This window comes from Streptomyces sp. NPDC054757 (assembly GCF_053612185.1).
The window spans coordinates 97,369-111,888 of record NZ_JBSHBW010000016.1 but is presented as its reverse complement, the minus strand read 5'-3'; the positions used below and the strand labels follow the sequence as shown (position 1 = coordinate 111,888).

Genomic DNA, 14,520 nt, shown 5'->3' with positions numbered 1-14,520 from the left:
AACCGGCCGAGCTGCTTGCGGAGAGCGACGTTACGGCCGGGTAACCTGGGGCCGCAATACCAGTTCCGCAAGTTTTGTCAGGAGGGTGCGCGTCCGCTCTCTTCTTTGCGGTGAGTGAGCAGCGCAGGACGGAAACTCATCCGGAAGTGATAAATTCCGGCGGCCGGGGGGCCGGGGGCGCGCGGACGCCCGGCGTAGCGGAACACCGTAATCCGCCGCGTACGGCCTCCGGCGGATGCGCACCGCGCCCGGACACGCACCAACTGACAAGGCGCTCAATGCCCTTGCTCATCACCGCACAAGAAGACCAGGACACCCGAAGTTCATCACACCACAGCATTGTGCGGTGGTGTTTCCCGCCAGTAACCTCACGGCTCGGTGAATTCGGAGGCGAAACCGGACCACGGGAGAGCCCTTGTACACCTCGACCCGCCTTTCGCTCATCACCGCCTTCTGGACGGCTGCCGAAAAAAGGGGAAGACATGAGATCCGTTTCCACCCGACTGCGTCTGGGGCTGCTCGCCGGCTCCACCGCCCTCACCGCTTTCGTGTCCGTGGGTACGGCTACCGCGGCCAGTGGGCCCGTCAGCCTGAACGGCAGCTGGGCGCCGTTCTCCCGGTGTCCTGTGGACGCTCCCGCGATGCTGGCCGCCGACGGGCAGAACGACACCGCGCTCTGCGTCTCCTCGCACTCGGCGAACGGCTCCATCAAGCTCGGCAGCTCCGTCGTGCCCACCGGGGCCAGCGACCTGCAGCTCGGCGTGATCACCCACCCCAACGGCTCATCGACCCTGGTCTCCCCCGCGGGCGGCGCGCTGGTGGCCGACTCCGCACAGCTCCCCGGCGGCCTGCTGGGACTGATGTGCCCCAGCAACGTCCCGGTGGTCAGCGGCATCTGCAGGCAGATCACCGACAACAGCCTCAACCGGGTCACCGCCACCATCGAGTCGGTGAACAACCCGAGCGACTTCACGCTGCTGGCCGGGGCCACCACGGGCAAGCCGATCGTGACCCTGCCGGTCCGTATCCATCTGCAGAATCCGTTCCTCGGCGACAAGTGCTACATCGGCTCGGCGGCGGACCCCATCCTGCTGCGCCCGCAGAACCTCACCGCGCCCACCCCGGGGACCGAGTCGTTCGACGCCGACGGCACCGCCGACCCGGACGGTGCGCTGGGCCGGATCAACCTCGTCGGCGCCAACCAGGGCGACACCACCTACGCGGTCCCCGGCGCCAGCGGCTGCGGACTCGACCTGCTGAACTGGGCGGTGAACCTCAAGACGGCGCTGCCCTCCGCATCCGGCAAGAACAGCGTGACCCTGAACAGCGCGTCGACCTATGTCGCCACGCTCAACGACCCGGCCGGCGCCGCCCCCGGTGAGGGCAAGGCCCTCTCGGACGCCTGGCACTCCGCCGTACGCCACTGACGGCAGCCGCACACCAGGCTCCCCCGCACCTCGCCCCGATGGGGCCGCTCCCCGCCACTGCGGGAGGCGGCCCCATCGGCCTGCCGGACCGCCGCCGCGACCCGGCACCGGGGGGCAGGCACGGCCCGGTACCTGGGACCCGACAAGGCCCGGCACCGGGGCCAGGCACGGTCCGGTCCGCCTCCCGGTGCCGACAACCCGCCTCCCGGTGCCGACAACAAGCCATTCATGGCCGGCAGATGGCGCGGCGGCGCGTGCGGTTACGGCTTGACGGCCTTGGTACCCGGAAGCTCGGGGATATTCGGCGGGCACAGGTTGTCGGGTGAGTCGGGAATACAGGTCGTCCCCTGGTTCATCTCGATACTGTTCCCCGGGCCGGAGAGCGCGGCGGTGAAAAGCGGGTCCAGGTCCTCGCCGTTCGTACCGCATCCGGAGAATCGGGGAATGTCTATCGTGCCGTCGAGTGTGCCGCCGTAGAAGACATTCGTGTATTTGGCACCGCCGTTGAGAACCACCTTGTAAGGGGTAGCCGTCCGGCACGAGCCGCCGACATCGAGCGGGGTTCCGTTCACCTTCACGTCGTACAGCCGCAGCGACTGTCTGAACGAGATCACGGAGAACACACTGGTGCCGACGTTCCCGGTCGATATGGTGACCGGCCCGGTCTCGAACCGCACCTTCGCGGTGACCGGCTGGAATCCGAAGGTCAGAAAGGTCGATTCGGCGTCGGGGAGGCGCAGGTCGGCCAGTGAGTCCAGCCGCAGATAGAGGCCGCCCGGCTGGACACTGGACCTGACCGACGAGTGGGTGACCGCCAGCACGCTGATCGTCACGGGCTTGCGCTTCGGATCGTTGATGATCATCGCGCCGTTGAGCTTGCTGACATTGGCCACACCCAGGGCGTAGGCGCAGCCGGGGCTGCCCGGCAGGTCGTACTCGCCGGGGGTGGCCCCCGGCGGTGCCTTGGGCGCGTCGCCCGGGTCGGCCTTGCCCTTCGGTATCACGGTCGGGCACTTGCCGACCGGTGCGGGGTCGGACCGGGGCTGCACCGTGACGCCGCCGTCCGCTTGCTCGCGCCCCTTCCCCCCGTCCGTGGTGGTGGGCGTCGGGCTACCCGGCGTCGTGGTGGGACCGGCGCTGCCCGTCGGCGGCACCGGAACGGTCCCCAGCGCCACATCCTGGCCCGCGGCCGGCTCACAGACCAGCGGCACGGGCTCCGGGGCGCCCTCCTTGCCGGTGCCGGGCGTCGCGGTCAGCAGCCCGAGCCTCAACTCGCCCGCCGCCAGGGTGATGTCGCCCGTACCGCCCGCCGTGACGGTGGGCACCGGCCCCGCGTGGACGAGCCGTACATCGCCCTCCGCCGGAACCGGGGTACTGGGCGCGGCGAGATCCGACCACATCGCCGTGGCCGACCGGTCGTTCTGGCTCACCTTGACGGCGAGGGACGCGGTGCTCAGGACCGCCTCCGTGTCCTTGGGCAGCAGCGCCGCGAGATCCGTGCCCGCCAGCCCCACGGTGACCTTCACCGGACCGGGCTGCACCGGCTTGCCGGGCTCGGCGGACGCGGGGAGGTTCATCGCGACCCCGACCGTGGCACGGGCGGAGCCGGACGGGAGCCCGCAGTCGTACGAGAGGGTGGCCGGGGCGCCGCCCTCGCCGGCCGCCGATCCGTTGCCTGCCAGCAGCCCGGCGACGAGTGCGGCCGCCGCGGCGGATGCCAGCCGTACCGGCCGCCCACCGCCCCTCACACCGCCGCCCCTCACAGGTGTCCTGGGATTCATTCCGGCCCTGCCCTCCGCCTCATACGGTCTGGTTCCTGTTCTTCCGCTGCCACGGGGTCCCGTCGGGCCGCCGCGCCTGCTGACCGCCGGGCCGCAAACGTGAAATCCGGGCCGGAGGCAGCAGACGCTGCCTCCGGCCCGTGCCGCCCCGCCCCGATGGGGTTACGGAGTGCTGATCACCGGTGCGGTGCTCACCGCGTACGAGGCATTGAAGGACGCCACGTCACCGTTGTTGATGAGGCCGAGGCAGCTGGCGCCGGACGCCACCAGGCCGTTGCCCGTGCCGTCGATCACCAGGGCGTGTGCGGTGTTGTCGTAGTGGCCGTTGACGGTGCCGGTGAAGTCGGCGGCGCAGCCGACACCCGCGATGTGCGCCGAGATCGCGCTGACCGTGCCGTTGACCCAGGTCGGGTGGGAGGAGTTCACACTGACCGCGTTGATCTTCCACGGGGTGGCCTTCATCGTGACCTTGAATGTGATGCCGGCCACGCTGCAGTTGGTGAACGTGATGGTGTTGATGGAGCCGATCCCGACGCCGTTGGTGCTCGTCGCCTGGAGGGAGCCCGCGGTCACGTCGGACGACGCACAGTTCAGCGTCGCGGCCGGCACCGCGAGTGACGGGTTGGCGGCGTGCGCCGTGTAGGCACCGGAGTGGGTGACCGTCCAGGAGGACGTGGCGGTGGCCGATGCCGATGTCGCGGCCAGCCCGACGGCCGCACCGATGGCGGCGGTCACGACTGCGGCTCTTGCGGCAAACTTGTGCATGGTGTGATTTCCCTTCGTGGCGTCTTGATCAGATTCCCGGAGTTCCGTCCCGGGCGGAACGGAGCCCCCACGAGGTTCACTTGGCCGGTTGGCGGTTTCGTCCCGGGCGACCGCTCGTTCCGACCGTGCGGCGATGACGCTACGAGTGAGTAACCTGAGTTCGCAATGGCCTGTACGAAGGAATTTGGGCGCGGGTTCTCCGGCGTCGATTTCCTGTTGCCGGGCGAGTACGGACCAGCCCCTCATTAGCCGGAAGTGAGTAATTCCGTACGGTCCGCCGTGTCTCCCGGTGACAGTTGTCCGCTCCGCCTCCCGGCCGGATCGTCCGGCCCGGCATCCGCCCCGTACGGCGGGGCCCGCTCCTTTCTTGTCACCGAATGACAAAGGAGGCTGCCGAAACCGAAGCGGAATTGCCCGAGCGTGCCATCCGGCGAACGGAGTTGACGGCGCGCGATGGCTGGATACGCTCCCCCGCTCACCCCCCGCGCTGTCGTGGATGTGTCCACCGGACCCCGGCTTCGACTATGTTCGGCAACCCAAATCGGTACGCACCTGACGGTCTCCGGGAGCGCTCTCCCGTCGGCCACCCCCCACCGGGCGCCGGAGAGCAAGGGGTCGAGGAATGCCGGGAGTTGCACAGCCCTCGGACATCGGAGAACCGCTGGGGCCGCTTCCCCAGGAGTTCGCGGCCGTCATGCGGCCCGAACTCCCCAGCCTGATCAAGGAAATCGGCCTGGAGGTCACCCGTGCCTACCCCGAGTACGCACGGCTGCTCGAAGGCCCCTACGCCCAGGGCATCCGGATCGGCGTGGAGCAGAACATCTCCGTCTTCGTCGACCAGGTCGCCGAACCCACCGCGTCGTCGGCGCTGCGCGACGAGATGTGCCGGCGGTTCGGCCGGTTCGAGGCGTACGAGGGCAGAAGCCTGGACAAACTCCAGGGCGCCTACCGGCTCGGCGCCCGGATCGCGCTGCGGCGGGCGAAACGGGTGGGGCGGCGCTACAACCTCTCCCCCACCCTGATGCTCACCTTCGCCGACGCGCTGTTCACCTATGTCGACGAGCTGGAGGCGCTGTCGCGCGAGGGCTATCTGGAGGTGCGGACGGCCGGCGGGGACCAGCAGGACACCCAGCGGCGGCGACTGGTGCATCTGATCCTCGCCGGTTCACCGGTGCCCCGCTCCGCCATCGCCGAACTCGCGGAGCAGACCGGCTGGACCCTGCCCGACCAGGTCACGCTCGTCGCCCTGCGGCCGCCCGCCGGAGTTCCGTCCGCCCTGCTGGACAACGATGTCCTCGCCGACCTGGCGGAGCCGCAGCCCCATCTGCTGGTTCCCGGCCCCTTCGACGAGCGAAGACAGCACATGCTCGACGTCGCACTCCCCGGAGCGCGCCGCGCCGTCGGACTCACCGTCCCGCTCGCGAACGCCGCCGACTCGCTCCGCTGGGCCCGCCGGGTACTCGACCTCGTCGACACCGGAACCATCGGCGACGCGCCGACGATCCACTGCGAGGACCATATGGTGACGCTCTGGCTGCTCTCCGACCGGGCATTGCTCGAACAGCTCGCCGGACGCGAACTGGCCCCCGTCGCCCACCTCACGGCGAACCGCAGGGACCGCCTCCTGGAGACGCTGCACGCATGGCTCGCGACCCGGGGCACCGCGGCCCAGCTGGGCGAGGTCCTGGATGTGCACGCACAGACCGTGCGCTACCGCATGCGCACCCTGGAGAGCATCTTCGGCCGCCAACTCTCCGATCCTGAGCGGCGGTTCGCCATCGAGATCGTCCTGCGCGCGATGCGGCTGGAGCCGAGCAGCGGCTGACACCTCCCGTGGCACCCTCCTTCCCTTCCCCGCCTTGCCCGTGCGCCCTCGGCGCCATAACCTGACTCCCCAGTAAGTTGACTCAGCAGTAAGGAAGCTTCGTGGCGGACAACATCAGCGAAAAGCTCGCGGAGCTGGACTTCGCGTCCGTCTCCCCACAGGAATTCGCGACGATCATCAAGGGGCTCACCACGAAGGAACTCGGCGAGATCGCCCACGGTGATCTGCGCCGCCGGGTGCTCGCGGAGGTATTCGGGCGCATGGAACGGCAGTTCCGCCCGGAGAGTGCCGGTTCGCTCGCCGCCGTGATCCGCTGGAAGATCACGGGCGAGAGCGACGTGGTGTACGAGACCACCATCGGCGACGGGATCTGCACCGTCACCGAGGGCCGCTCGGAGGCCGATCCGCGCCTCACGCTGGCCCTGGGCGACGCCGACTTCCTCAGACTGGTCTCCGGAAACGCGAGCCCGGTATCCCTCTTCCTCCTCCGCAAGGTCGGCGTCACTGGGGATATGGCCCTCGCCGCGGGGCTCACCCGGTACTTCGACATTCCCAAGGCGTGAGCGGGAGAAGAGGGGACACGGTCAGCGGCACCGGCAGACCTGTGACCACTGACCCGTACGCCACATCCACCGGGACGCCGCTACCGCCGCGAGGCTGAACCTCGCCGTCCGGCGATCACTGGACCGGCCTACAGCGTGTGCGCCGTTCGCGCGGCGGTGTGAGGGTGCCCCTGTGACCACTGCCAGCAGTCCAGCCCCAGCCGCACCACCTGTGCTCGACACCCGGCAGCGGAACATCGTGTTCGGCACGATCATGCTCGGTGTGCTGCTGGCCGCACTCGACCAGACGATCGTCGGCACCGCGCTGCCGACGATCGTCTCGGACCTGGGCGGAGCGTCACACATGTCCTGGGTGGTCACCGCGTATCTGCTCGCCGAGACGGTCTCGACGGTCCTGGTCGGCAAGTTCGGTGACCTCTTCGGGCGGAAGCGGGTCTTCCAGATTTCGGCGATCGTCTTCATCACCGGCTCGTTCCTCTGCGGCCTGGCGACGGACATGCTGCTGCTGATCGCCTGGCGCGCGGTCCAGGGCATCGGCGCGGGCGGGCTGATGGTCACCTCGATGGCGCTGATCGCGGACGTCATCCCTCTGCGCGACCGGGGCAAGTACCAGGGCGCGATCGGGGCGGTCTTCGGGGTCTCCACCGTGATCGGCCCGCTGCTCGGCGGGGTGTTCACGGATCATCTGACCTGGCGCTGGGCGTTCTACGTCAATGTCCCGATCGCCGTCCTTGTGGTGATCGCGGCCGCCCGCAACATCCCCTCCGTCAGATCCGCCGGCCGGCCGGTCATCGACTATCCGGGCATCACCCTCGTCACGGTCGGGGCGAGCGCGCTGATCCTGGCCACCAGCTGGGGCGGCAACCAGTACGCCTGGGGCTCCGGCACCATCATCGGCCTGTTCGCGCTGGGGCTCGTCGCCCTCGCGCTGTTCTGCGCGGCCGAGACCCGCGCGGCCGAACCGATGCTGCCCATGCGGCTGTTCTCCAACCCGGTGTTCGCGGTCTGCTCCATTCTCAGCTTCATCGTGGGCTTCGCGATGCTCGGCGCGATGACCTTCCTGCCGACCTATCTGCAGTACGTCGACGGGGACTCGGCCACGATCTCCGGTGTACGGACGCTGCCGATGGTCATCGGGCTGCTCATCGCCTCCGTGTTCAGCGGGAACGTCGTCAGCAAGACGGGCAACTACCGGATCTTCCCCATCGCGGGAGCGCTGGTGATGGCGGCGGGGCTGTTCCTGATGTCGCGGATGGGTCCGCACTCGGGCGTGTGGCGCGAGTCGCTGTACATGTTCGTGCTCGGCCTCGGTATCGGTCTCTGCATGCAGGTGCTGACCATCGCGGTGCAGAACACCGTCGACTACTCCGACCTGGGCACCGCGACCTCCGGTGTGACGTTCTTCCGTACGCTCGGCAGCGCCTTCGGCACCGCGGTGTTCGGCACCATCTACGCCAACACCCTGAAGCCCAGGCTCGGTTCGGCCATCGGGCAGGCCGCGGCGGTCTCCGGCACCGCCCCGGCGAAGGTCGCACGGGCGGCCCAGGACCCGAAGTCGCTGCACCGGCTCCCCGGCGCCACGGCGGAGCCGGTCATCCAGGCGTACGCGCACACCATCCACACCGTCTTCCTGTGGACCGTGCCGGTCGCGCTCATCGGGTTCGTCGTGGCGCTCTTCCTGAAGCAGGTGCGGCTCCGCGACTCGGCCCGTGCCGGTTCGACCGACATGGGTGAGGGCTTCGCCGCTCCCGCGTCCGGGGACCCGGCGAAGATGCTGGAGTTCTCCGTCGCGAAGATCCTGCACAGCCAGACCCAGGATGCCGCCCGCCGGATCGTCGCGGAGTCCGACACCCGGCTCGATGTGGCGGGCGCCTGGGCCGTGATGCAGGTCGAGCTGCTCACCCGGCTGGTCGGGCACGCCGGTATCGGTCTGACCGCCGCCCGGTACCGGATCCCGCCCGAGGTGCTGGTGCCGGTCTTCGACCGGATGGTCGACGAGGGCTATCTGACCCGGGACGGCAGCCTCTTCTCACACACCGATGCGGGCTTCCGGGAGGCGCAGATCATCACGGCGGCGTGGGCGCAGTGGCTGAACAGCCGGCTGGAGGCGGACACCGGCAGACGGAGCAGCGCCGAGCTGCGGGCGGCGGCGGACGCCATCGCCAAGCGGCTGCTCGCCGAGGACCTGGCCACCGGCCTGCCACCGGCCCGCGGGACAGCCACCGCCACGCACTGACCCGGCCCCCGGGCGCCGGGCCCCCGGATACCGGCCCCCGCAGGGGATCCGCCCGGTGAAAGGCGGCGGTGCCGGGGGCTCGGGATCCGGATGCCGGGCGTTCTTTCATAATGGTGTGCGGAGCCCGCACACCAGCGGCCCCGGAGAACCACGGCGCCCCGGCCCGCCCGCCGGATCAGCGGTGCCCACCCTGGAGGAAGGCCCATGAGCGAGGAGCGCCCGGAACGGCGCCCGGCCGGCGAGCTGGAAGCGAGTGTGCTCGCCGTGCTGTGGGCGGCCGGGACGCCGCTGACCCCCGCCGATGTGCAGCGCGCCCTGGGCGACGGGCTCGCCAGGACCACCGTGACGACGATCCTGAGCCGGCTGCACGACAAGGAGTGGGTCACCAGGACCCGCGAGGGCCGCGGCTTCGCCTACACCCCGACCGAGGACTCGCCCGGTCTGACCGCCCGCCGGATGCACTCCGAACTGGAGAAGGAGCAGGACCGCTCCACGGTGCTCGCCCGGTTCGTCTCGCGGCTGAGCTCCGATGACGAGCGTCTGCTGCGCGAACTGCTGGAGAGCGAGGGCAAGTGATCTACGCGGTGTGGGTGCCCCTCCTCGTGCCCCTGGCCGTGGCGCCCGCCGCCCGGTGGCTCGCCGAGCTGCTGGCGCCCCGGCAGGCCGTCCGGCTGCTGACGGCGGCGGCGCTCGCGCTCGGCGGCTGCTCGGCCGCGGCCCTGGGGCTGCTCGTCCTGGCGGGTCTGCTGCGGCTGCCGCCGGTCGCCGCACTCGGCCGGCTGATCCGCCCGGTGAGCGGCGACGGGCCGCTCACCGCCGTCGCGGCCGTGGCAGCAGCCGTCGCGCTCGCCGTCTGCGCCACCGCCCTCGTACGGACCGTGCTGCGGCAGCGCGCCGAGCTGCACGAGGCCCGGCGGGCGGTCGGGCCCGGCGCCGGACTGGCCGTGGTGCGCGACACCGCCCCTGACGCGTACGCGCTGCCCGGCCGACCCGGCCGGATCGTCGTCACCACCGGCATGCTGCGGGCCCTGACACCGGCCGAGCGCGAGGCGCTGTTCGCGCACGAGCGCGCCCACCTCGCGGGCCGCCACCACCTCTTCGTCGCGGCAGCCGAGCTGGCCGCGCTCTGCCACCCGGCGCTGCGCGGGCTGCGGGCGCCCCTCGGTTACGCCCTGGAGCGCTGCGCCGACGAGTCGGCCGCCCGCGCCGTCGGCGACCGCTCTCTCGCGGCCCGCGCCATCGGCCGCGCGGCGCTGGCCGCCCACCGGACTCCCGTGGCGCGCCCCCGCTCCGTACTCGCCGCCACGGCCGGGCCTGTCCCGCGCCGGGTCGCCGCGCTGCTGGGCCACCGTCCGGCCGGAGCGCGGCACCACAGGTGGCAGGGGCGGGCCGCCCGGGTGGTCGCCGGAGGGCTGCTGGTGTGTCTCTCGCTGTCGGCGGCCGGTGCGCTCGACGCCGCGACAGATCTGCACGGCGGCATCGAGGCGGCCCAGGCCGGGGCCGGACACCGCTGACCCGTGGGGGCGGCGCACCGGGCTCCCCGAGGCCGGTGCGTTGCTGAAAGACCTGCTCAACACCCCTGTCTGTGCGGGCCGACCGACGATTACCATCCGCACATGTTGACGAACTGGGCGGGGAACATCGCCTTCACGGCACAGCACATCGACCGGCCCGCCACCCTGGACGAGCTCCGCACGCTCGTCGCCTCCTCCGCCCGGGTGCGCGTCCTGGGCAGCGGTCACTCGTTCAACACCCTCGCGGACACCGACGGCACCCTGGTCTCGGTGGCCGGGCTGCCCCCGGAGATCGAGGTGGACCGGGCCGCCTCGACCGTCCGGGTCGCGGCGGGCGTACGGTACGCCGAGCTGGCCCGCGCCGTACACGCACACGGACTCGCCCTGCCCAACATGGCGTCCCTGCCGCACATCTCCGTCGCCGGCTCGGTGGCCACCGGCACCCATGGGTCCGGGGTCGCCATCGGCGGGCTGGCGTGCGCGGTCAGGGAGCTGGAGCTGGTCACCGCCGACGGTGAGCTGCTGACGATCGGCCGCGACCGGGACGGTGAGCGCTTCGCGGGTTCCGTGGTCTCGCTGGGCGCGCTCGGCGCCGTCACCTCGCTCACGCTGGACCTGGTACCGGGTTTCGAGCTGGCCCAGCAGGTCCGCACCGGGCTGCCGCTCCCGGTCCTCGACGAGCACTTCGACGCGGTGATGTCGGCGGCGTACAGCGTCAGTCTCTTCACCGACTGGCGCGGCCCGCGCTTCGGCCAGGTGTGGCTCAAGTACGCCCCGGACCGTGCGCCCGCGTTCCCTTGGGCACCCGAGGCACCGGGCCCGCTGCATCCCGTTGCGGGTATGCCGCCCGTCCACTGCACCCGGCAGCAGGGGGTGCCCGGGCCGTGGCACGAGCGGCTGCCGCACTTCCGGGCGGAGTTCACCCCGAGTTCGGGCGAGGAGATCCAGTCGGAGTATCTGGTGGACCGGCGTCACGGGCTCGCCGCGCTGCACGCCGTCGCCGCGGTGCGCGACACGATCGCCCCGCTGCTGCAGGTCTGCGAGGTGCGGACGGTGGCCGCCGACGACCTGTGGCTGAGTCCGGCCCACGGCCGCGACACGGTCGGGCTGCACTTCACCTGGGTCAGGGACACCGCGGCCGTACTGCCGGTGCTCGGGCTGCTCGAAGAGCGTCTTGAGCCGTTCGCCGCGCGTCCGCACTGGGGGAAGCTGTCCACCGTGCCGGCCGGGCGGCTGCCCGCGCTGTACCCGAGACTGGCGGACTTCCGCGCCCTGGTGCGGGAGACCGATCCGCGGGGCAAGTTCACCAATGCCTTCCTCGAACCGGTACTCGAAGCCGTATGAGGGGCGAACGCACGCCGGGAGCGGGGGCGTTGGCCCCCGCCCCGTCCGGGAAGCCCAAGAGCGAGGAGATCCCGCACCGATGAGCACCCCGCACGTGAACACCCCCTACGTGAAGACCCCGCACGCGAACACCCCGTACTACGAAGACGTGTCCCCCGGCAGCGGCGCCCTCCCGGCGCGCGCCAGGTACGCGGAGTCCGACGCCATGACCCTTTCGCTGAACGGAAGGTGGCGCTTCCGGCTCTCCCCGACCGCCGACGCCGCCGACGCCTCCTTCGCCTCGCCGGAGTACGACGCGAGCGGCTGGGACGAGGTGGCGGTCCCCGGCCACTGGGTCCTCCAGGGGCACGGCGCACCGGTCTACACCAACCACCTGTACCCCTTCCCGGTCGACCCGCCCCGGGTGCCGACCGGCAATCCGACCGGTGACCATCTGTACACCTTCGGCCTGCCCGCACGGTGGCCGTCGTCCGGTGACGCCGTGCTGCGGTTCGACGGGGTCGAGTCGTGCGCCCGGGTCTGGCTGAACGGCGAGGAGCTGGGCGAGTTCAAGGGCAGCAGGCTGCCCCACGAGTTCGCCGTCGGCGCGCTGCTGCGGCCCGGGGGCAATGTCCTCGCGGTCCGCGTCCACCAGTGGTCGTCCGGGTCGTATCTGGAGGACCAGGACCAGTGGTGGCTGCCGGGCATCTTCCGCGACGTCACCCTGCTGCACCGTCCGGAGGGCGCCGCCGGTGACTTCTTCGTGCACGCCGGTTACGACCATCTCACCGGCCGGGGCACCCTGCGGGTGGACAGCGCGGTGCCGGGCCGGGTGACCGTACCGGAGCTGGGGGTCGGCCTCGCGGCGGGTGACGAGGTGTCGGTACCGGTCGAGCCGTGGACCGCCGAAACCCCGAGGCTGTACGAAGGTGAACTGGCCACGGCGGGTGAGCGGGTGGCGCTGCGGATCGGCTTCCGTACGGTCCGGGTCCAGGACGGCGTCATCGAGGTCAACGGGCGGCGGATCCTCTTCCGCGGGGTGAACCGCCACGAGTTCCACCCGGACACCGGCCGGACCCTGGACCTGGAGACCATGCGGGCCGATGTGACGCTGATGAAACAGCACAACATCAACGCCGTACGCACCAGCCACTACCCGCCCCACCCGGACTTCCTCGGCCTCTGCGACGAGCTGGGCCTCTGGGTCGTCGACGAGTGCGATCTGGAGACCCATGGCTTCACCGAGCAGGAGTGGCGGGACAATCCGGTCGACGACGAGCGCTGGACCCCTGCGCTGCTCGACCGGGCGGCCCGCATGGTGGAGCGCGACAAGAACCACCCCTCGGTCGTCGTCTGGTCGCTCGGCAACGAGTGCGGGACCGGACGCGGTCTCACCGCCATGGCCCGCTGGATCCGGGACCGCGACCCGGACCGGCTCATCCACTACGAGGGCGATCCGTCGTGCGCGGACACCGACATGTACTCGCGGATGTACGCCTCGCACGCCGAGGTGGCGGCCATCGGCCGCGGCGAGGACGGCGGGCCGCAGGAGCGGCGCCAACTCCCCTTCGTTCTCTGCGAGTACGGGCATGCCATGGGCAACGGTCCCGGCGGCCTCACCGAGTACCAGCAGCTCTTCGACGCGTACGGCCGCAACCAGGGCGGTTTCGTCTGGGAGTGGATCGACCACGGTCTGACCCACCCGGTGCTCGGCTACGCCTACGGCGGTGACTACGGCGAGGAGCTGCACGATGCCAACTTCGTCTGCGACGGGCTGCTCTTCCCGGACCGCACCCCCTCCCCCGGCCTCATCGAGTACAAGAAGGTCATCGAGCCGGTGACCATCGACGGGGGCGGAGCCGCCGGGACGGTACGGATCGCCAACCGCTACGACTTCACCGATCTGTCGCATCTCGTCTTCGCCTGGTCGTACGAGGCGGCGGGCGAGGCCCTGAGCGGGGGCGTGCTCGACGTACCGCCGCTGGCGCCCGGGGAGCGGGCCGATGTGCCGCTCCCGGCCCCGCCGGACTCCGGGCGGGACGCCGAGAGCCACTGGACGGTGCGGGCCCTGCTCGCCGACGGCACCGGCCACGAGGTGGCCTGGGCGCAGCTGCCCGCCGCACCTGGCCGGCCGGCTCCGGCCGTACCGGAGACCAGCGCTCCGCGCCGCGCCGGGGAACTGGTCACCCTCGGCCCCGCCTCCTTCGACGCCCGCACCGGGGAGCTGCGGCGGATCGGGCACACCGCTCTGCGGGACCTGCGGCTGGACGTCTGGCGTGCCCCGACGGACAACGACAACGGCACCGACCCGGTGACCGGCGCCCGCTACGGGCAGCTCTGGCGCGAGCTGGGGCTGCACCGGATGCAGCACCGGCTGGACGCCGTGGAGCTGTCCGGCGCCGCGCTGACGGTACGGACCAGGGTGGCGCCCGCGGCGCGGGGCACCGGCCTGGTGACCGTGTACCGCTGGACCAGTGACGGGACCCGGCTGCGGCTCACGGTGTCCGTCACGCCCGAGGGCGAGTGGACGGTGCCGCTCCCCCGGCTCGGCCTCCGCTTCGCGCTCCCGGACGGGGCCGGACCGGTCACCTGGTTCGGCGGCGGTCCCGGCGAGGCGTATCCCGACACCCGCGCGGCCTCGCGGCTCGGCCGCTGGGAGTCCTCGGTGGACGACCTGTGGACGCCGTACGTCCGCCCGCAGGAGAACGGCGCCAGGCCCGGCGTCCGGTGGGCGGCGCTCGGCGGTCTGCGGGTGGCGGGCGACCCGGAGTTCTGGTTCACGGCGCGCCGCTGGACCAGCGAGCAGCTGGACGCGGCGGAACACCGCACGGAGCTGCCCCCGCCCGGCCGGGAGGTCTGGGTGAACCTCGACCACGCCCAGCACGGCATCGGTTCGCAGTCCTGCGGGCCGGGGGTGCTGCCGGAGCACCAGCTCCGCGCGCGGCCCGCTACGTTCGGGTTCGTCTTCACCACGGAGCCGACGGACCCGGCGGACTCGACGGACCCGGCTGGCCCGGCGGACCCGACTGGCCCGGCTGGAACCACTGATTCGGCGGACTGAGCGCGTGGCTGAGCCCGCGGCCGGT

Annotated in this window: 10 protein-coding genes; 8 read left to right on the top strand and 2 right to left on the bottom strand. The window is 71.5% G+C overall.

Annotated elements, in window-relative coordinates:
* Positions 1-482: 482 nt before the first annotated feature.
* Entirely contained in the window at positions 483-1,427 is a 945-nt protein-coding gene (locus ACWGKJ_RS20120) for a hypothetical protein (RefSeq protein ID WP_385020777.1), read from the top strand.
* Between the two features lie 260 nt (positions 1,428-1,687).
* On the opposite strand, the gene ACWGKJ_RS20115 is transcribed toward ACWGKJ_RS20120, so the two are convergent.
* Together ACWGKJ_RS20115 and ACWGKJ_RS20110 are read right to left on the bottom strand one after the other, a co-directional pair.
* On the bottom strand, positions 1,688-3,175 hold the full coding sequence (locus tag ACWGKJ_RS20115; protein ID WP_385020780.1) for a DUF6801 domain-containing protein: 1,488 nt from the start codon (positions 3,173-3,175) through the stop codon (positions 1,688-1,690).
* 195 nt (positions 3,176-3,370) lie between these two features.
* Entirely contained in the window at positions 3,371-3,973 is a 603-nt protein-coding gene (locus tag ACWGKJ_RS20110; RefSeq protein WP_385020782.1) for a hypothetical protein, read from the bottom strand.
* Positions 3,974-4,595: 622 nt separating this feature from the next.
* Here ACWGKJ_RS20110 and ACWGKJ_RS20105 point away from each other — a divergent pair.
* From ACWGKJ_RS20105 to ACWGKJ_RS20075, 7 genes are all read left to right on the top strand, one after another.
* The gene (locus ACWGKJ_RS20105) at positions 4,596-5,798 is read left to right on the top strand and encodes a PucR family transcriptional regulator (protein ID WP_385020785.1); all 1,203 of its coding nucleotides are present in this window, start codon (positions 4,596-4,598) and stop codon (positions 5,796-5,798) included.
* A 101-nt stretch (positions 5,799-5,899) separates the two neighbouring features.
* Positions 5,900-6,361 (top strand): SCP2 sterol-binding domain-containing protein, encoded by a 462-nt coding sequence (locus ACWGKJ_RS20100; RefSeq protein ID WP_385020788.1) that lies wholly within the window; start codon positions 5,900-5,902, stop codon positions 6,359-6,361.
* A gap of 172 nt (positions 6,362-6,533) precedes the next feature.
* Complete coding sequence (locus tag ACWGKJ_RS20095; protein ID WP_453315777.1) at positions 6,534-8,597, top strand: MDR family MFS transporter; 2,064 nt, start codon at positions 6,534-6,536, stop codon at positions 8,595-8,597.
* Between the two features lie 204 nt (positions 8,598-8,801).
* Complete coding sequence (locus tag ACWGKJ_RS20090) at positions 8,802-9,173, top strand: BlaI/MecI/CopY family transcriptional regulator (protein WP_385019082.1); 372 nt, start codon at positions 8,802-8,804, stop codon at positions 9,171-9,173.
* The gene (locus ACWGKJ_RS20085; protein ID WP_385019080.1) at positions 9,170-10,111 is read left to right on the top strand and encodes a M56 family metallopeptidase; all 942 of its coding nucleotides are present in this window, start codon (positions 9,170-9,172) and stop codon (positions 10,109-10,111) included. The genes ACWGKJ_RS20090 and ACWGKJ_RS20085 overlap by 4 nt, the downstream gene beginning before the upstream one ends.
* A gap of 102 nt (positions 10,112-10,213) precedes the next feature.
* Positions 10,214-11,455: an FAD-binding protein gene (locus tag ACWGKJ_RS20080; protein ID WP_385019078.1), complete on the top strand. Its 1,242-nt coding sequence runs from the start codon at positions 10,214-10,216 to the stop codon at positions 11,453-11,455.
* A gap of 79 nt (positions 11,456-11,534) precedes the next feature.
* On the top strand, positions 11,535-14,495 hold the full coding sequence (locus ACWGKJ_RS20075) for a glycoside hydrolase family 2 TIM barrel-domain containing protein (RefSeq protein WP_385019076.1): 2,961 nt from the start codon (positions 11,535-11,537) through the stop codon (positions 14,493-14,495).
* The last annotated feature ends 25 nt before the right edge of the window (positions 14,496-14,520 follow it).